This window comes from Isoptericola sp. b408 (genome assembly GCF_030588085.1).
GTDB lineage: Bacteria > Actinomycetota > Actinomycetes > Actinomycetales > Cellulomonadaceae > Isoptericola > Isoptericola sediminis.
In genome coordinates this window covers 258,105-279,161 of sequence record NZ_JAUQYQ010000002.1, presented here as the reverse complement: position 1 = coordinate 279,161, position 21,057 = coordinate 258,105, and the positions used below count along the sequence as shown (strand labels likewise).

The following is a 21,057-nucleotide window of genomic DNA, read 5'->3' as shown; positions in this document are numbered from 1 at the left end:
CCGACCAGGCGTCCCGCCCCGACGGCGGTGCGTGAGGTGGCACCGGACGACGACCGCTCCGGCGGCGGAGTGATCCTCGGCGGCCGCTACGTGCTCGGGGACGTCCTCGGCACGGGGGGGACCTACACCGCCTACGAGGCCACCCGGGTGGACGCGGGACCCGACGACGCCGAACCCGCGCTCCTCGTCAAGACCCTGCACCCGCACCTCGTCGACGACGAGGCCGCGCGCGCCGCGATGGACCGCGAGATCTCCGCGTCGCAGCAGATCGACGACCCGCACGTGGCGACGGTCCTCGACTCCGGCGAGGACGAGGTCGCCGGGGCGACCGTGCCGTGGGTCCTGACCCGGCGCTTCCCCGGTGCCCCTCTGTCCGAGACGGTGGCCGGCACCGGCCTGCCGTGGCGGGAGGCCCTCGTCGTCGTGGACGGGGTGCTCGGTGCGCTCGCGGCCGTGCACGCCGCCGGACTCGTGCACCGGGACGTGAGCCCGCGCAACGTCGTCGTCTCGCGGCACGAGGAGAGCGGCCCCACGGTGGGGCTGATCGACCTCGGGCTCGCCACTCCCGGCGACGCGGAGGGCGCCGCGGGTGTCGTGACGGGTTCGGCCCTGGGCATGTCCCCCGAGCAGGCCCGTGGCAGGCCGCTGGACGAGCGCAGCGACGTGTACGCGGTGGGCGCCCTGGCGTACTACGTCCTGACCGGGCACCCGCCGTACGAGCGGGCGACACCGGACGACGTGCTGCGCGCCCACGTCGGGGCCCCGGTCCCGGCACCCTCGGCCCGACGGGCCGCCGTGCCGGCCGCCGTGGACCGGTTCGTGGCACAGGCGATGGCGAAGGACCCGGCACGACGTTTCGCCTCGGCCGCCGCCATGCGCACGGCGGTGGCGTCGCTGCTCGGCGGGTCCGCCGCCGTCGCGGCGCCCGGCGGCGGGGCGTCCCCCGACCAGACGATGGACCTGGGCCGCGTCGACGAGGACGACCCGCACCGGACCGCCGCGCTCGGAGCGGTCGGCGCCGCCGCGGCCGCGGCCGCGGTGGACGACCTGGGTGCGGAGCTGCAGCGCACACGGCAGATCGCCGCGGTCGAGGACGGTGACGCCGGCGCGACCGAGGGCGACGTCGCGGCCGACGGCGGCGGCGACACCGCGGCCGCGACGACCGCGGCGGCTGCCGGTGCGGCCGTCGGCGCAGGTGCCGGTGCCGGCGCGGCGTTCGGCACGGATGCTGCCGCGGCGGACCCGGGTGCCGGAGGGACCGGCGCCGACGGGTCCGGCAGCGGCGCGGAGACGGTCCCTGCGGGACGGCGCCGGCGATGGGTCCTGGTCGGGGCGCTCGCCCTCGTCCTGGCCGCCGCCGTGGGGGCGATGATGACCTGGCCCCTGCTCGACGGGGAGGACGAGGCACCGGTCGTCCCGGTCCTGCAGAGCCCGTCGCCGTCACCCACGTCGGAGCCGTCGCCGTCACCGACGACGACCGGCCCGACCTCCGAGCCGGAGGCGCCGACGTCGGAGCCCACGTCGGCACCGACCCGCACCGAGGAGCCGACGGAGGAGCCGACGTCCTCGCCGACCCCCACGGACTCCCCCTCGCCGACGGACGACCCGACGACCGCGGCGCCGGAGCCCGAGCCCACCGCCACACGGACCAGCTCCCCCGCGCCGGAACCGACCGCCACGCAGACCAGCGCGCCCGCGCCGGAACCGACCGCCACGCAGACCAGCGCGCCCGATCCCGCGCCGGCACCCAGCGAGGACGCGGACCCGATCGCCGAACCGAGCCGCAGCTCCTCGCCCATGCCCTGACGGGGGGGCGACCGGAACCTCCCGGGCGCCACGGCGCGGGCGCGGCCCTGCCGCGTCACACCCCGGGGCCGCCGGCGATGTAGTCGGTCAGCTGGTCCCGCTCGGCCTGCACCTCGGCCATCCGGCGCTTGACGACGTCCCCGATGCTGACGATGCCGACCAGCCTGCCGTCGTCCAGGACGGGGACGTGACGGATGCGGCGCTCGGTCATCACGAGCATGAGGTCGTCGAGGGACGTCCCGGGGGTGCAGGTGTGGACGTCGACGGTCATGATCCGCGTCACCGGCCCGTCGAGGATCTCGTCACCGTCGACGTGCAGCCGGCGGACCACGTCGCGCTCGCTGACGATGCCGTCGACGTGCATGCCGTCGACGGACACGACGACGGCACCGATCCGGTGCTCGGCGAGCAGCGCCAGCATCTCGCGCACGGTCGATCCCGGCGCGATGGTGACCACGCCCTCGCCCTTGTGCCGCAACGTCTCTGTCACCCGCATCCCGGACACCTCCGTGGTGTGCACGCCGGGACCTCGTCGTCCCGGCCTCCTGCCACGACGCTACGACATCGGCCCGCGCTCGCTCTGCGGCCCCGGGCCGGTCGGGGTGTCCTGCCGCGGCAGGGATTCACCCGACGGGGTGGCGGCGCCCACCCGGCGAGCGGGTGAACCGTGGCTACGCTCGACACCAGGAGGGCGTCCCGCGGCGGCCAGGACCTTGCGGGCGCGGCGAGGTCGCCGGCACCACACCACGAAGGAGCGGTGATGACCGAGCTCACCACGCTCGAGGGCGGCACCGCACGGCTCGACGCCGAGCTGGACGCGCTCGCCGCCGCCCTGGCCGGCCGCCTGGTCCGCGCCGAGGACGACGACTTCGACGAGGTCCGGGCCCTGTGGAACGGGGTCACGGAGCGGCGTCCCGCCGCGATCGTGCGCTGCGCCACCACCGAGGACGTCCGTCGCACCGTCCTGCTGGCCGCCGAGCACCACCTGCTGGTCGCCGTCCGCGGGGGCGGGCACAACGTGGCCGGGACCGCCGGCGTCGACGGCGGGCTCGTCATCGACCTCGGCGAGATGCGGGACGTCTCGGTGGACCCCGGCGCCCGGCTGGCACGGGTGGCCGGCGGCGCCCGCCTCGGCGACCTGGACGCCGCCTCCCAGGAGCACGGCCTGGCGACGCCGGCCGGGGTGTTCTCCGACACCGGTCTCGGCGGGCTCGGTCTGACCGGAGGGATCGGCTGGCTGCGCCGCCGGTTCGGCCTGACCTGCGACAACATCGTCGGTGCCACGATCGTCGCCGCCGACGGGTCGGTGCACCACGTCGACGAGGAGTCCGACCCCGAGCTGTTGTGGGGGCTGCGCGGCGGGGGCGGGAACCTCGGCGTGGTCACCGAGTTCGTGGTGCGGCTGCACCCCGTCGGGCCCGAGGTCTACGCAGGGTTCGTCGTCCACCGGGCCGAACGCGCCATGGAGGTGCTGCACGCCTACCGCGACTGGTCCGCCGACCTGCCCGACGAGGTCTCCTCGATGGCCGTGCTGGGGGCCGCTCCCGAGGACGACGCGATCCCCGCCGAGCTCACCGGGCAGCCGTGCGTCATCGTGCTGGCCTGCGTCACCGACCCCGCGCGCGGTCCCGAGCTGCTGGCGCCGATCCGCGACCTGCCCGACCCGGCGGCCGACCTCAGCGGCCCGATGCCCTACGTCGAGCTGCAGCAGATCTTCGACGCCGACTACCCGAACGGGATGCGCTACTACTGGCGCTCGGTACACCTGCCCGAGCTCTCGGAGGAGGCGCTGCGCCGCGCCGTCGACCAGACGTACCGCCGTCCCTCGGCGCTGTCCACCATCGATCTGTGGCACATGGGCGGCGCGATGTCCCGGGTCGCGCCGGAGGACACGTCGTTCGGTGACCGCAGCGCACCCTACCTGGTGGGGATCGAGGCGAACTGGACGGAGCCCGGTGACGACGAGGCCAACGTGCGGTGGGCCCGGGCGTGCGCGGCCGACCTCGACGACCTGTCGACGGGACGCGAGTACCTCAACTTTCCCGGGTTCCAGGAGGGCGGCCAGGCGACGCTGCGGGCGGCCCACGGCGAGGCGAACTACGCCCGGCTGCGCGCCCTCAAGCAGCGCATGGACCCGGACAACCTGTTCCGACTGCACCAGAACGTCGCGCCCTGAGGAGAGGAACGATGATCGAGAAGAGCGAGATCTGGTCGCGCGGGGTCGTCGTCGGCGTCGACGGGTCGCACGAGAGCTACCACGCGTTCGACTGGGCCCTGGCCGCGGCCGAGCGTCACCACGCCACGCTGACGGTGACCCACGCACGCACGGTGCCCGCGGGACCGATCAGCCCCGTGCCCGCCTACGACCCCGAGCTCCTGCGCGACGAGGGCGAGCGGATCCTCAGCGAGGTCCTCTCGCGGGTCGGACCGCGCCGCGAGGGGGCACCGCCCGTGCGCTCCGCACCGAGCGTCGGGGCGGCGGACGCCGTCCTGGCCGGGTACTCCCGCGACGTCGACCTGGTGGTGGTGGGTCGCCGGGGCCGGAGCGAGACCCGCCACGCGCTGGGATCGGTGTCCGCGGCGACCGCGGCCCACGCCCGGGGGCCGGTCGCGGTCGTGCCGACGGCCGCCCAGGGCACGGCCCCGGAACGGGTGGTCGTCGGCATCGGGTTCGACGACGACCCCTCCGCAGCGCTGGACCTGGCGTTCTCGGAGGCGCACCGGTGCGGCAGCCCCGTCGTGCTCGTGCACGCCGTGCAGCCCTCGACCCGTGCCGCCCGGGAGGCCGGCGCGGGCCGGGACGAGGACGTCCGGGCCGCGCTGCGCGGTCTGGCCGAGAGCTGGTCGGTGCTCCACCCGGACGTGGAGTGCCAGGTCGAGGTGGTCGAGGGCGACCCGGCGGACGCGCTGCTCACCCGGGTGACGGCCTCGGACCTGCTGGTCCTCGGCGGGCACCGGCACCCCCGGTTCGTCGGCCGGCTGCTCGGGTCGGTGCCGGACGCCCTGCTCGGCGACGCGCCCTGCGTGGTGGTCGTGGCCCACACCTCCCGTCCGCACCACGAGGAGGACTGACGACGTCGATGCGGGCCTGGACGACCGGCACCGAGCCCGGTCGCCTGACGAGGTCCGAGGTCGCCGTCCCGGAGCCCGGGGCCGACGAGGTGCTCGTGCGCGTCGAGGCCTCGGGGGTGTGCCGGACCGACCTGCACGTCGTGGACCAGGAGCTCCCGGTCCACCGCCCGCACGTGGTGCCCGGGCACCAGGTCGTCGGGACGGTCGAGGGCACGGGACCGGGCGTCCGCCGGCTGCGACCGGGTGACCGTGTCGGGGTCGCCTGGCTGCGCCGCACCTGCGGAGCCTGCCGGTGGTGCCGGGAGGGGCGCGAGAACCTCTGCCCCGACTCGCGGTACACCGGGTGGGACGCCGACGGCGGGTTCGCGGAGTTCACGACCGTGCCGGAGGCCTTCGCGTACCCGCTGACGTCCGACCACGACCCGGTGACGACGGCTCCCCTGCTCTGCGCGGGGATCATCGGCTACCGCGCGCTGACGCGTGCTGCGCTCCCGCCGGGCGGACGGCTGGGGATCTACGGCTTCGGATCCAGCGCGCACCTCACGGCCCAGGTGGCGGCGGCCCGGGGCGCGGAGCTGTTCGTCATGACGCGGGGCGAGCAGAACCGGGAGCTCGCACGGCACGCCGGGGCCGCCTTCGTCGGCGGTGCCGCCGACGTGCCCCCGGTGCGGCTCGACGCCGCGATCGTGTTCGCCCCCGCCGGCGAGCTGGTGCCGTGCGCGCTGCAGGCCACCGAGCGGGGCGGCACGGTGGTGCTGGCCGGCATCCACATGACCGACATCCCGGCCATGGGCTACCAGGAGAACCTGTTCGACGAACGCGACCTGCGCACCGTCACGGCGAACACGCGGGCGGACGGTGCCGCGCTGCTCCGGCTCGCGACCACGCTACGGCTGACGCCGACCGTCACGCGCTACCCCTTCACCGCTGCGGACGCGGCGCTGGACGACCTGCGTGCCGGACGCGCCTCGGGCTCGCTGGTGCTCGAGCCGGACTGACCGTCAGGCCCGCTGGAGCATCTCCAGGGCACGACGGGCCAGGCGCTCGCCCCACTGGCGGGCGCGGTCCCGCTCGTGCGGCAGCAGCGGCCCCTCGACGTCGGCGACGTAGAACGACGCGCCGCGGTCCACGACCCGGTGCCCCTCGTTGCGCAGCGCCCGCGCGGCAGCGTGCGCGGCGGACCCCGGCAGGTGGCGCACCTTCTCCACGCGGGTGTCGAAGGTGGCGTACAGACGCCCCTCCCGGTCCGGGTCGAGACGGTCGATCCACTCCCGGATCCCCGGGTAGTCGGTCGGGCGGTCACCCATCCGCTCCTGGGCCTCGTGCCGGGTCTGCGGCCGGCTCATCCCGAACGCGTGGGTCGGACCGCCGACGACGACGAGGTCCTCGCCGTCGGTCTCGTCGTCCCCCAGGCTGGTCACGGACCGGACGCGGACCGGCATGTGCTCGGCGATCCCGTCGCCGACGGCCCGTGCTACCAGGGCCGTGTTGCCGAAGCTGGACTCGTAGACCACGAGTGCGGACATGGTGCTCATCTCCTCGGCGCGTGTGCGCTCTCAGCCGGCCTCGACCTCGGGGCCGTGGACCGGCATGACGATCCGGGTCCGCCAGGTGGTCGGGTCGGGGTCGGACTCGGGGCCGGCCTCGTAGAACTCCCAGGACTGGTCCAGCGGCTCCAGGTGGCGCTCGGCCATCCACGACTCCAGGTCCGCGTACGTCGCGGCCAGCCCGTCGTAGCCGCCGTGGTGGACGGTCTCCACGACACGGGCCTCCGGCAGCACGTCGGCGGTGGGCTCGCCCGGTCCGGGGTCGTCGACCGTCAACGTCGCCGGCTCGGCGAGGGGGAACCCGATCTCGACGTCGAAGCCGCCGGCCATCCGGCCGCGGTACCGGGCGTACGGCGGCCCGGCGGGCTGCACCCCACCGTGCTCCATCGCCGCGGTCAGCACGGGCAGGACGCGCGCGAAGAGCGCGGGCATGTCCTCCTGGCTCACCATCTGGCGTAGCCCGAACGTGGGCTGCTCCAGCGACTCGATGAGGTGGATCTCTCGCGTCTCGGCCATGGCTCCTCGACCTCCCGGCGGTCCCCGCGGTGCGCCGTCGCCCGCTGATTCCCACGATCGGTCGGGGCGGTCCGCCCGGATAGGGCCGATGGTCCCGGAGAGGTCGGCCGGAGGTCCCGGCCGCCTCCGACCCCGGGGCCGGGACGGGCTGTCAGTCCACCAGGACCTTCTCGCCGGACCGGGGGACGACGGCGACGCAGCCGACCTCGTCACGGATGCGTCCGGCCAGGGCGGCCGACGCCTGCTCCTCGCCGTGGACGACGTAGACGACCTCTGGCGGCTCCGGCATCTGCCGGAGCCAGTCGACCAGCTCGCTCGCGTCGGCGTGGACGGAGAACTCCTGGTCCTCGACGATCTCGGCCTTGACCGGCACGTACCGGCCCATCATCTTCACCTCGCGGGCACCGTCGCGCAGCATGCTGCCGCGCGTGCCGACCGCCTGGTAGCCGGTCAGGACCACGCAGTTGCGTCGGTCCGGGAGCAGGTGGCGCAGGTGGTGGACGACCCGGCCGCCGGACGCCATCCCCGAGGCGGACACGATGATGCAGGGCTGCCGCGGCGAGTTGAGCCGCATCGACTCCTCCGGGGTCCGTGCCGCGTGCAGCGACGGGAGGTCGACGAAGCTCGACATGCCCTCGCGCAGCTCTCCGGCCACCTCGGCGCGCCCGTAGACGTCGAGGGCGGCCAGCGCCATCGGGCTGTCGACGAAGACCGGGACCGGAGGGATCTGCCCGTCGCGGACCATCGCGGACAGGGCGTGCAGGACCAGCTCCGTGCGGTCGACGGCGAAGGCCGGCACGAGCACCACCCCGCCTCGACGGATCGTGCGCCGCACGGCGTCCGCGAACGCGGCATGGGCCCGGGACGGCTCGCGGTGCTCACGGTCGCCGTAGGTGGACTCGATCACCACCGTGCGTGCCGCCGGGGGGTCGGCTCGTGGTCGCAGCACCGGGTGCTCCGTGCGGCCGAGGTCTCCGGAGAAAAGGACGCGGGCGGACCCGGCACGAGCCAGCACGCTGGCCGAGCCCAGGACGTGCCCGGCACGGTGGAGCCGGACGCCGGCGTCGCTCCCGAGGTCGACGTCGACGTCGAAGGGCACGGTCTCGAACCTCTCGATCGCCCGCTCGGCGTCCGCGACCGTGTAGAGGGGCAGGGGCGGGTCGTGACGGGACCACCCTCCGGCACGGGCCATGTCCGCGTCCCGCTCCTGCAGGTTCGCGCTGTCCCGCAGGACGATCGCCGTGAGCGCGGCCGTCCCCTCGGTCATCCGGATCGACCCCTCGTAGCCGTCACGCACGAGGACCGGGAGGAACCCGCAGTGGTCCAGATGGCAGTGCGTCAGCACCACGTCGTCGATGGTCCGGGGCGAGACCGGGAAGGCGTCCCAGTTCTTCCGCCTCCACCGCCGCTCCCCCTGGTACAGGCCGCAGTCGACCAGGAGCCGCCGCTCTGCGGACTCGATCAGGAACCGGCTCCCCGTGACGGTCCCGGCGCCACCGAGGAAGGTCAGTGCGACCGATGCTGCCTCGCTCATGCGCACTCCTCGGGTCGTCGTCCCGTCCTCTCCACCGTCCACCTCTCGGGCCCCGGGCAGCAGGGCCGATGGTCCCGATCGGGCCGGCCGGAGGTCCCTGGGGTCGGCTCTCCCGCAGCGGGTCGCCGCCACGGGGCGGACGATGGGAGGACGAGGGATCCGAGGAGAGCACCATGGGCACCGCGGACACCGAGCCGCCGGCCGTGCGGCGCCGGTCCCGTCTCGGCCGGTGGGTCGTCGCCCACCCGCCGGCCGCCTACGTCGTCCTCGCCTACGTGCTGTCGTGGGGGTACTGGGTCCCGCTCGCCCTCGCCGGGCAGACCGTCGAGGCCGGTGTCGGCCGACCGAGCCAGCTCCCGGGACTGCTCGGCCCGCTGGTCGCCGCGGTGGTCATCACCGCCCTGGTCGACGGCCGGGCCGGCCTGGCGGACCTGGGCCGCCGCATGACCAGGTGGCGCGTGGGCTGGTGGTGGCTGTCCGTGGTCGCCGTCCTGGCGGTCGGCGCGGTCGGGCTGGTGGTGGTCGGCGGCCCACCCGACGCTGCCGATCTCACGCTCTACAGCGGGATCGACGCGGCGGCCGGCCCATTGCTGACCGTCGTCCTCGCCCTCGTGGTCAACGGACTCGGTGAGGAGACCGGGTGGCGCGGCTTCCTGGCCGACCGTCTGCTCCGTCGGCACGGCCTGACCGCCACGGCCCTGCTGGTGGCGGCGGTCTGGGCGCCGTGGCACGCACCGCTGTTCGTCGTGATGGCCTCGTTCTCGGGCTTCACCGTCCCCGAGGTCCTCGGCTGGGTGATCGGCCTGACCGCGGGGTCGGTGGTGCTCACGTGGCTCTACCGCGGCTCCGCGGGCAGCATCCTGCTCGTCGCGGTCTGGCACATCGCCTTCAACCTCACCTCGGGGACCCCCGGGACCGCGGGCACCGTCGCCGCGATCAGCTCGACCGTCGTCATGGTCGCCGCGGTGGTGGTCGTCGTCGCGGACCGGCGACGGCGGCGGTGATCAGCCCCAGACCGCGAGCGCCACGGTGCCGACGTAGATCGCCGGGATCGCGACGCCCTCGAAGCCGATCCCCCGCCGGTCGCGCACGACGAGCCCGGCGGCCAGGGTGGCGGTCATCAGCAAGGTCCCGCCGACCAGCACCAGGCCGGTCGACCCCGCGTCGGTGTAGACGGACCCGGGCAGGTACGCCGCGTCGGCCACGGACACCATGAGCATGTCGTAGACGTTGCCGCCGATGATGTTGCCGATGCCGAGGGTGAACTGGCCCATCCGGACCGCGGTCACCAGCACCACGAGCTCGGGCAGGGAGCTGATCCCCGTGGTGAGCGTGAAGCCCACGACCCCGCCGTCGAGCCCGGTCGCCTCGACCACGGACAGACCCGCCCGGCCGACGAGCCAGCCCGCGACGCCGACGACGACGCCGAGCCCGGCCAGCGACCACCACAGCCGCGGGGTCGAGCGACCGTCCGCGGCGCCGTCGTCCCCGGAGCCCTCGTCGTCGTCCTCCGTCTGCGGGGTGCGGATGGGCTGCCACATCGGCGCCTTGTGCATCTGGCGCAGCAGCACCAGCCCGTAGCCGTAGAGCACGGGGATGAGCAGCGTCAGCCAGTGCACCCACCCGATCGTCAGGTCCGGGGTGGCGGCGGCGACCACGGGCACCGCCAGCAGGGCGACGAGGATCAGCGACTGCAGGACGTTCTGCAGGGAGGCGGCCGCGTGCTCGAGGTTGACCCGGCGGTAGACGAGGTCGGCGATGGCCAACCAGACGGTCTGCACCGCCACGCCGCCCACGGGGTTGGCCAGTGCGAATCCGGCGTCGCCGCCGAGGGACCCCGTGAGCACGGTGACCAGGCCCGGCAACGAGGTGACCGCCCCGAGGAGCAGGGCGCCGCCGACCGCGTCGCCGAGCCCGGTTCGCTCGGACAGCGTGTCGGCGACCCGGGTCAGCCGCACGCCCGCCAGCACGATCACTCCGGACATGGCCGCCAGCGTGACGAGGCTGGGCAGGAGGTCCCACGGGGTGCTGAACATCGCCCCGAGGCTACCGGCGCAGGTCGACGCGCGTCGGACGGCCCAGGAGCGCGTCGCGCGAGTGGACGCTCCCGACGGACCTCGGTCGTGCGAGCGGCTCAGCCGACGGGGCGCGGGATCCGCAGCACGCCGGCACGCGCCGCCTCGACCGCGCCCGAGACGGCTCCGGTCGTGACGACCTGGGCACCGAGGGTGGAGGCGACCAGACGCGGCGGAGGCGTCACGACGGTGGCCGGGAGCAAGGCGGAGGCCTGCTCCACCACTTCGGTCAGCCCCTCTGCCGCACCCCCCGAGACCACCACCACCTCGGGGTCGTACACCGAGCACAGAAGCGTGGTGACGCGGGCGAGGACCTGAGCAGCCCTGGCCGTCAGACCCTGCGCCCAGCGGTCCCCGTCGCGGGCACGCTCCACCACGGCCCGGGCGTCGACCGCCTCCATCCCCGCGACGTCGGCCTCGCGCAGCCCTGCCCAGGGGTGGTCGGCAGGCAGGTCGCCCGCGACGATGTCGGTGTGTGCCCACGTCGCCAGGCGCAGCCCGAACCCGTCCGCCGAGCCGACACCGTCGACGTGGTCCAGGACGCTCATCTCCCCGGCACCACCGTGCATGCCCCGTAGGAGGCGCCCGTCCAGCACGACGCCGGCGCCGAGCCGGTCCCCGGCCATGAGCGCCACGTAGTCCCGGCTCGCGGTCGCGGCGCCGACGCTGCCCTCGGCGAGCGCCGCGAGGGAGGCGTCGTTCTCCACGCGGACGATCGGGGCGAACTCCCGCAGCAGCGAGACGAGGCCGGGGTTCATCCGCGTCCAGAAGCCGGAGACGTCCTCGGGTGAGGCTCCGTCCCGGTCCACGGGCGCCGGGACGCCCACGCATGCAGCGACCACCTCGTCGCCCGCCCGGCCCGAGTCCGCCAGCACCGTGGTGATGGCGGACCGGACCGCGGCGCGCCGGTCCACCGCACCGTCCCGATCCTCCCCGAGCTCGAGGGTGCAGCGGTGCAGGACGCGTCCCCGCAGGTCCGCAAGCGCCACGGTCAGGTGTGCACGCCCGGCGTCCATGCCCAGCACGAGGCCGGCCTCGGACCGCAGGGTGAACCGACGGGCGGGGCGGCCCTTGGTGTAGCTCCCGGATGCCCGGGCGTTCGGGAGCTCGGCCACGAGACCGATCTCGATGAGCTGGTTGAGCGCCTCGATGGCGGTGCTGCGGGTGAGCCCGGTCGCGCTCATGACCTCGGCGCTGGTGAAGTCGACGGCATCCCAGGCGAAGCCGAGAGCGGCGTCGACGCTACCCCGCACGGACGCCTGGTCGCGTGCGGGAGGACCCGCCGCGGCGCGCGACGCGGCCTGCGTGTGCTGTCCGACCTGTGCTTGCGACATGACTCTTGACCTCTCCCTCGGTGCCTGACACTATGTTGACGTGAGTTGATTCGCAGACTAAATCTACCGATGCGATCAACCGGTGACGACGGAAGGACGACGACGTGCCTCGCCCCACCCCACGCCCGACCACCGCGGCCCTGGTCAGCGCAGCCCTGGCGGCCTGCGCGACGCTCAGCGCCTGCTCCGGGAGCGACGGCGCGCCCGAGACCGTGCGCTTCCACCTGAGCAAGCCGGAGGCCATCCCCTACTTCCAGGACCTCATCGCCGAGTACAACGCCTCGCAGGACGAGGTCGAGGTGGAGTTCGACACCTCCTCCAACCTGCAGGCGGGATTCCTCCGGGGGAACCCGCCCGACCTCGGGCTCCTGAACTACAACATGGAGATGGCGCGCTTCATGGAGCGTGGCGCGCTCTCCGACCTCTCCGACATGCCGGAGGCCGACCGGATCCTGCCGCAGGTGCAGGACCTCGTGGACCAGTACGCCACCTACCCCGGGCGCACGAGCGTTCTCCCGTACTCGGTGATGGCGGCGTCCGTGATCTACAACGAGGAGATCTTCGCCGAGCACGACCTCGAGGTCCCGACCACGTGGAGCGAGTTCGTCGCGGTCTGCGAGGCGCTCGAGGCGGAGGGGGTCACGCCGATCTACGGGACCTTCAAGGACACCTGGACCATCGCCCAGGGATGGTTCGACTACACGGTCGGCGGCACCGTGGAGGTCGCGCCGTTCTTCGACGCACTCGCCGACGAGGGCACCGAGGTCGGCCCGGGCGCCGACGTGTCCTTCAGCCAGGACCTCGCCGAACCGGTCTCCCGGATGAAGATGCTGGCGACGACGTACACCAACGACGACGCGGCCTCCAAGGGCTACGGCGACGGCAACCTGGCCTTCGCGCAGGGCGAGGCGGCGATGTACCTGCAGGGGCCGTGGGCGTTCGGGGAGATCGCCAAGACGGACCCGGACCTGGAGCTGGGCACGTTCCCCCTGCCGATGACGGAGGACCCCGCGGACCTCGAGGTGCGCGTCAACATCGACCTGGCCGCCTGGATCCCGGAGGCGTCCCCGCACCAGGAGGCCGCCCGCGACTTCCTGCAGTTCCTCTTCCGGCAGGACGTCATGGACGACTACAACGCCGCGTTCCTGGGGTACGGCACCACCGTCGAGTCCGCACCGGTGACCGACCCGCGGATCGTGGGCATGCGTCCCTTCTACGAGGAGGGGCGCTTCTACCAGGGCGCCTCCAAGGCCATCCCCCTGACCATCCCCACGGAGAACTACCTGCAGTCCGTCGTGCTGGGCGGCGACGTGGAGGCCACGCTCACCACGCTCGACTCCGACTGGGCCCGGCTGGCCCTGCGCGGATAGCTCCTCCTGTCCCCTCGACCGCTCGTCAGACAAGGAAGTCGGACCATGACCACCACAACCACCAGGTCGGCACCACCGACCCCGCCCCGGGAGCCGGCCCGGCGACGCCGCCGTCCCGTCGGGATCGCGCACTACCTCTTCGTGCTCCCCGCGCTCGCGCTGTTCACGGTGATGATCGCGCTGCCCGCGTTCGTCGGGGTCTTCTTCAGCCTCACGAACTCGATCGGTTTCGGCGAGTGGGACTTCGTCGGGCTCCTGAACTACCAGGCGCTCTTCTCCGACCCCGCGATCCTGCGCAGCTACCTCTTCACCCTCGGGTTCGCCGCGGTCACCGTCGTGGTGGTCAACGTCGTCGCGTTCCTGCTCGCCGTCGGGCTGACCGCCAGGATCCGCATGAAGACGGGTCTGCGAGCCGTCTTCGTGATCCCCATGGTGGTCTCCGGCATCATCATCGCCTACGTCTTCAACTACCTGTTCTCCAACTCCCTGCCGCAGCTCGGGCAGGCCTGGGGACTCGAGTGGCTGAGCTCGTCGATCCTGGCCAACCCCGACCTCGCGTGGGTCTCCATCGTCATCGTCACCGCATGGCAGGCCGTCCCCGGAACCTTGCTGATCTACATCGCCGGTCTGCTGGCGATCCCGGGCGACGTGTACGAGGCGGCGGACATCGACGGCGCGACCCGGGGACAGCAGATGCTGCGCATCACCCTGCCGCTCATGGTCGGCTACGTGGTGATCAACGTGATCCTCGGCTTCAAGAACTTCCTGAACGCTTACGACATCATCGTCGGGCTCACCAACGGCGGCCCGGGCACGGCCACGCGCAGCGTGGCGATGACGATCTTCACGGGCTTCTCCGGCGGCGACTACGCCTACCAGATGGCGAACGCCACGATCTTCTTCCTCATCGTGCTCACCCTGTCCGCCCTGCAGCTGAGGCTGACCCGTGGAAGGAAGGCTCTCTGATGACGACGCAACCTGCCCTCGCCGTCGAGGACGTCGAGGCCGGCGAGACGCTCACCGACCGCCGTGCCGGCCGCCCGGCGCGGCGACGGACCACGAGCCGCCGCGGCCTGGCGCTCACCCTCGTCCTGGCCCTGTGCTCCCTCACGGTCCTCGTCCCGCTGTACGTGACCATCGCGATGGCGTTCAAGACCACCGCCCAGGCGGTGGACGGCAACGCCTTCTCCCTGCCCGCCCCGTTCAGCATCGACGGGTTCCGCGAGGCCTGGGCGCTGACCGACTTCCCCCGGGCGTTCACGATCTCCGTGCTCGTCACGGCGGTCACCGTGGTCGGCACCATCCTGCTGGCGTCGATGGCGTCGTACGCGATCGTGCGCAACTGGGACCGGCGGTTCTTCCGGTTCAGCTTCTTCTACCTGCTCGCGGCGATGTTCGTGCCGTTCCCGGTGCTCGCGCTGCCGCAGATCCAGCTCACGGGCCAGCTCGGCCTGGACAACCCGGTCGGGGTCGCGATCCTGCACGTGATGTTCCAGCTCAGCTTCAGCGTGCTGCTGTTCACCGCGTTCCTGCGCTCCATCCCCGGCGAGCTGGAGGAGAGCGCCCGCATCGACGGCGCCTCCACCGCCCAGGTGTTCTGGAAGCTGATCTTCCCGCTGCTGGCGCCGATGAGCGCCACCGTCGGCATCTTCGCCTTCCTCGCCTCGTGGAACGACTTCATGATGCCCTCGCTGATCACCTCGGACCCTGCACTGCAGACGCTGCCGGTGGTGCAGAACATCTTCCAGACGCAGTTCAGCAACAACTACAACGTGTCCTTCGCCTCCTACCTCATGGCGATGGCGCCCGCGATCGTCGTCTACCTCTTCACCCAGCGCTGGGTGATGGAGGGCGTCACCCAGGGCGCGGTCAAGGGCTGACGTCCGCGTCGCCCCGACACCGTCTCCGCACACCACCGACCCCGTACGAGGAGAACCCCGCATGACCCAGATCCAGCACGCCCACGGCACCCGGGCGTCGGACTCCGCCGAGCCGGCACCCTGGTGGCGCCAAGCCGTGGTCTACCAGATCTACCCGCGCAGCTTCGCCGACGCGGACGGCGACGGCCTGGGCGACATCGCCGGCATCACCTCGCGCGCGGACTACCTCTCCGCACTCGGTGTCGACGCCGTGTGGCTGAGCCCCTTCTACCCGTCCGCGCTCGCCGACGGCGGGTACGACGTCGCCGACCATCGCGACGTGGACCCTCGGCTGGGCACCCTGGACGACTTCGACACCATGCTCGCCGCCCTCCATGCCCGCGGCATCAAGGTGGTCGTCGACATCGTCCCGAACCACTGCTCCGACCAGCACGTGTGGTTCCAGGAGGCGTTGCGCGCCGGGCGCGGCTCGCCCGAACGCGAACGGTTCGTCTTCCGCGAGGGCACCGGGCCCGGTGGCGAGCACCCGCCGACCGACTGGCTGTCGGCGTTCGGCGGTCCCGCCTGGCACCGGGTGGCGGACGGCCAGTGGTACCTGCACCACTTCGCACCGGAGCAGCCCGACCTGAACTGGGACCACCCGGACTGGCGCGAGGACTTCGTGCGGACCCTGCGCTTCTGGTCCGACCGCGGCGTGGACGGCTTCCGGGTCGACGTCGCCCACATGCTCACCAAGGACCTCACCGAGCCGCTGCCGTCGCAGGCCGAGCTGGACGCGATGCCGAAGGACGGTCTCCACCGCACGATCGACCGTGACGACGTGCACGACGTGTATGCCCAGTGGCGCGAGGTCTTCAACTCCTACGACCCGCCGCGCACCGCGGTCGCCGAGGCGTGGGTGAGCTCCGACCGGATCCCGCTGTACGCCAGCGAGACCAGCCTGGGCCAGGCCTTCAACTTCGACCTGCTGATCGCCGACTTCGACGCCGAGCAGTTCCGCCGGGTGGTGACCCACAACCTGGAGCTGGCCGGAAGGACCCGCTCCTCCAGCACGTGGGTGCTGTCCAACCACGACGTCGTGCGCCACGCCACGCGCTACGGCCTGCCGGCGCCGGAGCGCCGGCCCGACGGCGAGCCGGCGGTGAAGCACGGCATGGAGTGGCTGCGGTCCGGCGGCACCGACCCGAGGCTGGACCGCGACCTCGGCGGACGCCGCGCCCGCGCCGCGACCCTGTTCATGCTCGGCCTGCCCGGATCCTCCTACCTGTACCAGGGCGAGGAGCTCGGACTGCACGAGGTGGCGGACATCTCCGACGGAGAACGCCAGGATCCCTCCTTCTTCCGCAGCGGAGGCGAGGACGTCGGCCGCGACGGCTGCCGCGTGCCGCTGCCCTGGTCGCGTGAGGGTGTGGCGCTGGGGTTCGGTGAGGCGAGCCCCCACCTGCCGCAGCCGTCGTGGATGGCCGACCACGCGGTCGAGCAGCAATCGGGGGTGCCCGGCTCGACGCTGGAGCTGTACCGCCGGGCTCTGGCGCGTCGCCGGGAATGGCAGTGCGACGAGGACCTGGAGTGGTTGCCGACCGGTCGGGAGGACGTGCTGCACTACCGGCGTCCGAACGGGTGGGAGGTCGTGACGGTCTTCGGGGACGCCGACCACGCGGTCAGCAGGCCCGTCGCGCTGCTCAGCAGCGACGACGCCGTGGGCTCTCGGGTCGTCCCGCCGCAGACCACCGCCTGGATCGCGCCGTCGCGAACCGACTAGGGGCTGCCGGCGTGCGGCCCGGCTGACCGCGTCGGGCCGCACGCCGCGGGGTGGGCCCGGAGGGACTCGAACCCCCGACATCCACGGTGTAAACGTGGCGCTCTGACCAACTGAGCTACAGGCCCCGGTAGCGCAGGACAGGATACCCGGCCGCGCCGTCGCGCCGAACATCCGCCGTGCGGTTCAGACCTCCGCGAGCGCCGCCAGGTAGTCGTCGAGGTCGCGCCGGGCGCCCCGCGGCAGCACCGTCGACCAGCGCACGAGGCCGTCGGCGTCGATGAGGAACGAGCCGCGCAGCGCGTGCCCGGTGGACTCGTCGAACACGCCGAACGCCTGGGCGGCACGGCCGTGCGGCCAGAAGTCGCTGAGCAGGTCGAACCCGAAGCCCTCGACCTCCTGCCAGGCCCTGAGCGTGAACACCGGGTCGGTGGAGACCGCGAGGATCCGCACTCCCGCGGCCTCGAACTCGCCGGCGTGGTCGCGCAGCTCGCCGAGCTCCGCGGCGCAGGTGCCGGAGAAGGCGAACGGGAAGAACACCACGAGCACCGGTTCGCCGCGCAGGTCGGCCAGGTGGGTCGGGGTGCCGTGGGTGTCGGGCAGCGTGAAGTCGGGGGCCGGGTCGTCGGCGCCCGGCACGGTGCCGTCGGCCATCTGCTTACCGGCCGCGGGAGGCGAGCCGCGTGGCGGACCAGTCGTCGCCGGCGGCGAAGGTGCTGGTGGCGTGCAGGCCCGCGGTCGTCGACGCCTCCTGGATCTCGCTGTGGCCGACGTGACCGTCGCGGCCGGGCTTGCGGGTGAGCAGCCAGATCTGGCCGCCGTCGTCGAGAGCCGTCTGGACGTCGACCAGCATGTCCGTCAGGTCGCCGTCCTCCTCGCGCCACCAGATGATGACGCCGTCCACGACGTCGTCGTACTCCTCGTCGGCGAGCTCCTCGCCGACGACCGCCTCGATCGCCCCGCGCAGGGGTTCGTCGACGTCGTCGTCCCACCCGAACTCCTGCACGACCTGACCGGTGGTGAACCCGAAGCGTGCCGCCAGGTTGTCCGCCTGCTGTCCCACGAGGACCTACGTTCCTTCCGTCATGCCTTCGGCGCCGCCCGGCGCCCTGTCTGCTTCCTGCTGTGCGTCAACGTAGTGCACGCGCGCCCCGGATGCCCGCCCAGCCCCCCGCATGGGCCCACCTGACCACTTCAGCACGGGGTGACATGACGTAGATCACGGATTCTTGACCGCTCCCTGGTGTCAGTGCGGAGCAAGTGGGGACACAATGTGTAGTGACCCCCTGTGGGTGCTCCCGCGCCGTCGCGATCCCGACGACGCAGGCGACGCGCACGGGACGCCTGACACGGGCGCGCGCCGGACCCTCGGCGACCGCCCGCAGAAGAGAGAGGTTGCTGGTGGCTTCGTACGACGAGACCGGACCGTTGATCGACGGTCTGCTCAGCGCTGTGCCGGACATCGACCCGTCCGAGACCTCGGAGTGGGTGGAGTCCCTCGACGGGTTGATCGACGACAAGGGCGGCCCGCGCGCCCGCTACGTGATGCTCAACCTGCTGCGGCGCGCTCGCGAGCGCAACGTCCAGATCCCGACGTCGGTCGCGACGCCGTACGTCAACACGATCGGGGTGCACGAGGAGCCGTACTTCCCCGGCGACGAGACGATGGAGCGCCGCTACCGCTCCTGGATCCGCTGGAACGCCGCGGTGATGGTGACCCGCGCCCAGCGCCCCGAGATCTCGGTGGGCGGCCACATCTCCTCCTACGCCTCCGTGGCGACGCTGACCGAGGTGGGGCTCAACCACTTCTTCCGCGGCAAGGACCACCCGGGCGGCGGCGACCAGGTCTACTTCCAGGGGCACTCCTCCCCCGGCCAGTACGCCCGCGCCTACCTCGAGGGCCGCCTGTCGGCCGACCGGCTGGACGGGTTCCGCCAGGAGAAGTCCCACGAGGGCGGCGGGCTGCCCTCCTACCCGCACCCCCGGCTCATGCCGGAGTTCTGGGAGTTCCCGACCGTCTCGATGGGTCTCGGCCCGGCCTCGGCGATCTACCAGGCGTGGACGAACAAGTACCTGCACAACCGCGGTATCAAGGACACCAGCCAGCAGGACGTGTGGGCGTTCCTCGGCGACGGCGAGATGGACGAGCCGGAGTCGCGCGGCATGCTGCAGCAGGCCGCCCACCAGGGGCTCGACAACCTGACGTTCGTGGTCAACTGCAACCTGCAGCGCCTCGACGGCCCGGTGCGCGGCAACGGCAAGATCATGCAGGAGCTGGAGGCCCAGTTCCGCGGCGCCGGCTGGAACGTCATCAAGGTCGTCTGGGGCCGTGAGTGGGACGCCCTGCTCAACGCGGACAAGGACCGCGCCCTGGTCAACCTGATGAACGCCACCCCGGACGGCGACTACCAGACCTACCGGGCCGAGTCCGGCGCGTTCATCCGCGAGCACTTCTTCGGCCGCGACCCGCGCACGAAGGCCCTCGTCGAGAACATGACCGACGAGGACATCTGGAACCTGCGCCGCGGCGGCCACGACTACCGCAAGATCTTCGCCGCCTACTCGGCGGCGCGGTCGCACACGGGCCAGCCCACGGTGATCCTCGCCCAGACGGTCAAGGGCTACGGGCTCGGGTCGAGCTTCGCGGGCCGCAACGCCACGCACCAGATGAAGAAGATCAAGAACGAGGACCTCAAGGCGCTGCGCGACAACCTGCGCATCCCGCTCAGCGACGAGCAGATCGACGCCGAGCCGGGCCTGCCGCCCTACTACCACCCGGGCATGGAGGACGAGTCGATCCAGTACATGCTGGAACGCCGTCGTCAGCTCGGCGGGTTCGTGCCCGAGCGGCGCTCGTCGCCCAAGGCCCTGTCGCTGCCGCAGGACAAGTCCTACGAGATCCTCAAGAAGGGCTCGGGCAGCCAGCAGGTCGCCTCGACGATGGCGTTCGTCCGCCTCCTGAAGGACCTCATCAAGGACAAGGAGTTCGGCCGGCGCATCGTGCCGATCATCCCCGACGAGGCCCGCACGTTCGGCCTGGACTCGATCTTCCCGAGCGCGAAGATCTTCAACACCGCCGGCCAGAACTACCTGGCCGTGGACCGTGAGCTCATGCTGAGCTACAAGGAGTCCGAGTCCGGGCAGATCATGCACACCGGCATCAACGAGGCCGGGTCCGCGGCCGCGTTCCAGTCGGTCGGCACCGCCTACGCCACGCACGGCGAGCACATGGTGCCCGTCTACATCTTCTACTCGATGTTCGGGTTCCAGCGCACCGGCGACCAGTTCTGGGCGGCCGGCGACCAGATGACCCGCGGGTTCATCATCGGTGCCACGGCGGGCCGCACCACGCTGACCGGTGAGGGCCTGCAGCACGCGGACGGGCACTCGCCGCTCATCGCGGGCACCAACACCGCGATGGTGCAGTACGACCCGGCCTTCGGCTACGAGATCCGCCACATCGTGCGCGACGGCATCGAGCGCATGTACGGCGACGGCTCGGACGGTCGCGACCAGAACGTCATGTACTACCTGACGGTCTACAACGAGCCGATGGTCCAGCCGGCCGAGCCGGAGGACGTGGACGTCGACGGCATCCTGCACGGCATCCACCGCGTCTCCGCGGACAGCGGCGACGGGCCCCGGGCCCAGCTGCTCGCGTCGGGCGTCGGGGTGCCGTGGGCGCTCGAGGCGCAGGAGCTCCTGCGCGAGGACTGGGGCGTCTCGGCCGACGTCTGGTCGGTGACGAGCTGGAACGAGCTGCGTCGCGACGCGCTCGCCGCCGAGCACGACGCCCTCGTCGACCCGGCCGCCGAGCCCCGCGTGCCGTACGTGACGCAGAAGCTGTCCGACGCCGAGGGTCCGTTCGTGGCCACCAGCGACTACGACCACCTGGTCCCCGACCAGATCCGGGCGTGGGTGCCGGGTGACTACGCGGTGCTCGGCGCCGACGGCTTCGGGTTCTCCGACACCCGCGCCGCCGCACGCCGGTACTTCCTCATCGACGGGCCGTCCATGGTCGTCAAGACCCTGCAGCAGCTCGCCCGCCGGGGCGACGTCGCCCAGGACGTCGTGGCCAAGGCCGTCGAGAAGTACCGCCTCACCGACGTCAACGCCGGCACCTCCGGTGTCGCGGGCGGGGACGCCTGACCCACCGCGGCCGAC

The 21,057-nt window shown here is 72.7% G+C and carries 18 protein-coding genes and 1 tRNA gene; 10 read left to right on the top strand and 9 right to left on the bottom strand.

Going from position 1 to position 21,057, the window contains the following annotated elements; genetic code table 11:
• The first annotated feature begins 36 nt into the window (after positions 1-36).
• Positions 37-1,806: a serine/threonine-protein kinase gene (locus tag Q6347_RS06915; RefSeq protein ID WP_304606999.1), complete on the top strand. Its 1,770-nt coding sequence runs from the start codon at positions 37-39 to the stop codon at positions 1,804-1,806.
• Between the two features lie 55 nt (positions 1,807-1,861).
• On the opposite strand, the gene Q6347_RS06910 is transcribed toward Q6347_RS06915, so the two are convergent.
• Complete coding sequence (locus Q6347_RS06910; RefSeq protein WP_304604464.1) at positions 1,862-2,302, bottom strand: CBS domain-containing protein; 441 nt, start codon at positions 2,300-2,302, stop codon at positions 1,862-1,864.
• A 264-nt stretch (positions 2,303-2,566) separates the two neighbouring features.
• Between Q6347_RS06910 and Q6347_RS06905 the strand changes: the two genes are divergently transcribed.
• The 3 genes from Q6347_RS06905 to Q6347_RS06895 are packed head-to-tail and all read left to right on the top strand — an operon-like array spanning position 2,567 to position 5,876.
• Entirely contained in the window at positions 2,567-3,982 is a 1,416-nt protein-coding gene (locus tag Q6347_RS06905; protein WP_304606998.1) for an FAD-binding oxidoreductase, read from the top strand.
• An 11-nt stretch (positions 3,983-3,993) separates the two neighbouring features.
• A complete protein-coding gene (locus tag Q6347_RS06900; RefSeq protein ID WP_304604251.1) occupies positions 3,994-4,878 on the top strand; it encodes a universal stress protein in 885 nt (294 codons plus the stop codon).
• An 8-nt stretch (positions 4,879-4,886) separates the two neighbouring features.
• Entirely contained in the window at positions 4,887-5,876 is a 990-nt protein-coding gene (locus Q6347_RS06895; RefSeq protein WP_304604252.1) for a zinc-binding alcohol dehydrogenase family protein, read from the top strand.
• Positions 5,877-5,879: 3 nt separating this feature from the next.
• On the opposite strand, the gene Q6347_RS06890 is transcribed toward Q6347_RS06895, so the two are convergent.
• From Q6347_RS06890 to Q6347_RS06880, 3 genes are all read right to left on the bottom strand, one after another.
• Positions 5,880-6,404, bottom strand: coding sequence for a flavodoxin domain-containing protein (locus Q6347_RS06890; RefSeq protein WP_304606997.1), 525 nt, complete (start codon positions 6,402-6,404; stop codon positions 5,880-5,882).
• A 30-nt stretch (positions 6,405-6,434) separates the two neighbouring features.
• A complete protein-coding gene (locus Q6347_RS06885) occupies positions 6,435-6,941 on the bottom strand; it encodes a GyrI-like domain-containing protein (RefSeq protein ID WP_304604254.1) in 507 nt (168 codons plus the stop codon).
• A 151-nt stretch (positions 6,942-7,092) separates the two neighbouring features.
• Positions 7,093-8,475: an MBL fold metallo-hydrolase RNA specificity domain-containing protein gene (locus Q6347_RS06880; RefSeq protein WP_304604255.1), complete on the bottom strand. Its 1,383-nt coding sequence runs from the start codon at positions 8,473-8,475 to the stop codon at positions 7,093-7,095.
• A 173-nt stretch (positions 8,476-8,648) separates the two neighbouring features.
• Here Q6347_RS06880 and Q6347_RS06875 point away from each other — a divergent pair, with 173 nt between their 5' ends.
• Positions 8,649-9,479: a CPBP family intramembrane glutamic endopeptidase gene (locus tag Q6347_RS06875; protein ID WP_304606996.1), complete on the top strand. Its 831-nt coding sequence runs from the start codon at positions 8,649-8,651 to the stop codon at positions 9,477-9,479.
• On the opposite strand, the gene Q6347_RS06870 is transcribed toward Q6347_RS06875, so the two are convergent.
• Positions 9,480-10,511 (bottom strand): sodium:calcium antiporter, encoded by a 1,032-nt coding sequence (locus Q6347_RS06870; protein ID WP_304606995.1) that lies wholly within the window; start codon positions 10,509-10,511, stop codon positions 9,480-9,482. It abuts the gene before it with no gap.
• A gap of 98 nt (positions 10,512-10,609) precedes the next feature.
• Complete coding sequence (locus Q6347_RS06865; RefSeq protein ID WP_304606994.1) at positions 10,610-11,884, bottom strand: ROK family protein; 1,275 nt, start codon at positions 11,882-11,884, stop codon at positions 10,610-10,612.
• 104 nt (positions 11,885-11,988) lie between these two features.
• Between Q6347_RS06865 and Q6347_RS06860 the strand changes: the two genes are divergently transcribed.
• The 4 genes from Q6347_RS06860 to Q6347_RS06845 all read left to right on the top strand — a co-directional run bounded on the left by Q6347_RS06860 (position 11,989) and on the right by Q6347_RS06845 (position 16,896).
• Positions 11,989-13,254: an ABC transporter substrate-binding protein gene (locus Q6347_RS06860; RefSeq protein WP_304606993.1), complete on the top strand. Its 1,266-nt coding sequence runs from the start codon at positions 11,989-11,991 to the stop codon at positions 13,252-13,254.
• A gap of 45 nt (positions 13,255-13,299) precedes the next feature.
• A complete protein-coding gene (locus Q6347_RS06855) occupies positions 13,300-14,220 on the top strand; it encodes a carbohydrate ABC transporter permease (protein WP_304606992.1) in 921 nt (306 codons plus the stop codon).
• Positions 14,220-15,134 (top strand): carbohydrate ABC transporter permease, encoded by a 915-nt coding sequence (locus Q6347_RS06850; RefSeq protein ID WP_304606991.1) that lies wholly within the window; start codon positions 14,220-14,222, stop codon positions 15,132-15,134. Before Q6347_RS06855 ends, Q6347_RS06850 begins: the two co-directional genes overlap by 1 nt.
• A 61-nt stretch (positions 15,135-15,195) precedes the next feature.
• On the top strand, positions 15,196-16,896 hold the full coding sequence (locus tag Q6347_RS06845) for a glycoside hydrolase family 13 protein (protein ID WP_304606990.1): 1,701 nt from the start codon (positions 15,196-15,198) through the stop codon (positions 16,894-16,896).
• 51 nt (positions 16,897-16,947) lie between these two features.
• On the opposite strand, the gene Q6347_RS06840 is transcribed toward Q6347_RS06845, so the two are convergent.
• From Q6347_RS06840 to Q6347_RS06830, 3 genes are all read right to left on the bottom strand, one after another.
• Positions 16,948-17,021 (bottom strand) — tRNA-Val (locus tag Q6347_RS06840).
• Between the two features lie 58 nt (positions 17,022-17,079).
• Positions 17,080-17,547 carry a peroxiredoxin gene (locus Q6347_RS06835; protein ID WP_304606989.1) on the bottom strand — a complete coding sequence of 156 codons (468 nt, stop codon included), beginning with the start codon at positions 17,545-17,547 and terminating at the stop codon, positions 17,080-17,082.
• 4 nt (positions 17,548-17,551) lie between these two features.
• On the bottom strand, positions 17,552-17,956 hold the full coding sequence (locus tag Q6347_RS06830; protein ID WP_304604259.1) for a DUF3052 domain-containing protein: 405 nt from the start codon (positions 17,954-17,956) through the stop codon (positions 17,552-17,554).
• Between the two features lie 338 nt (positions 17,957-18,294).
• Here Q6347_RS06830 and aceE point away from each other — a divergent pair, with 338 nt between their 5' ends.
• Entirely contained in the window at positions 18,295-21,042 is a 2,748-nt protein-coding gene (gene aceE / locus Q6347_RS06825; protein WP_304606988.1) for a pyruvate dehydrogenase (acetyl-transferring), homodimeric type, read from the top strand.
• Positions 21,043-21,057: the final 15 nt, after the last annotated feature.

Excerpts from the sequence above, each read along its gene's own strand:
- Q6347_RS06870 (WP_304606995.1), bottom strand. The coding sequence starts at position 10,511 with ATGTTCAGCACCCCGTGGGACCTCCTGCCCAGCCTCGTCACGCTGGCG.
- Q6347_RS06865 (WP_304606994.1), bottom strand. The coding sequence starts at position 11,884 with ATGTCGCAAGCACAGGTCGGACAGCACACGCAGGCCGCGTCGCGCGCC.
- Q6347_RS06900 (WP_304604251.1), top strand. The coding sequence starts at position 3,994 with ATGATCGAGAAGAGCGAGATCTGGTCGCGCGGGGTCGTCGTCGGCGTC.
- Q6347_RS06845 (WP_304606990.1), top strand. The coding sequence starts at position 15,196 with ATGACCCAGATCCAGCACGCCCACGGCACCCGGGCGTCGGACTCCGCC.
- Q6347_RS06895 (WP_304604252.1), top strand. The coding sequence starts at position 4,887 with ATGCGGGCCTGGACGACCGGCACCGAGCCCGGTCGCCTGACGAGGTCC.
- Q6347_RS06880 (WP_304604255.1), bottom strand. The coding sequence starts at position 8,475 with ATGAGCGAGGCAGCATCGGTCGCACTGACCTTCCTCGGTGGCGCCGGG.
- Q6347_RS06835 (WP_304606989.1), bottom strand. The coding sequence starts at position 17,547 with ATGGCCGACGGCACCGTGCCGGGCGCCGACGACCCGGCCCCCGACTTC.
- Q6347_RS06910 (WP_304604464.1), bottom strand. The coding sequence starts at position 2,302 with ATGCGGGTGACAGAGACGTTGCGGCACAAGGGCGAGGGCGTGGTCACC.
- Q6347_RS06890 (WP_304606997.1), bottom strand. The coding sequence starts at position 6,404 with ATGTCCGCACTCGTGGTCTACGAGTCCAGCTTCGGCAACACGGCCCTG.
- Q6347_RS06905 (WP_304606998.1), top strand. The coding sequence starts at position 2,567 with ATGACCGAGCTCACCACGCTCGAGGGCGGCACCGCACGGCTCGACGCC.
- Q6347_RS06850 (WP_304606991.1), top strand. The coding sequence starts at position 14,220 with ATGACGACGCAACCTGCCCTCGCCGTCGAGGACGTCGAGGCCGGCGAG.
- Q6347_RS06885 (WP_304604254.1), bottom strand. The coding sequence starts at position 6,941 with ATGGCCGAGACGCGAGAGATCCACCTCATCGAGTCGCTGGAGCAGCCC.
- Q6347_RS06875 (WP_304606996.1), top strand. The coding sequence starts at position 8,649 with ATGGGCACCGCGGACACCGAGCCGCCGGCCGTGCGGCGCCGGTCCCGT.
- Q6347_RS06855 (WP_304606992.1), top strand. The coding sequence starts at position 13,300 with ATGACCACCACAACCACCAGGTCGGCACCACCGACCCCGCCCCGGGAG.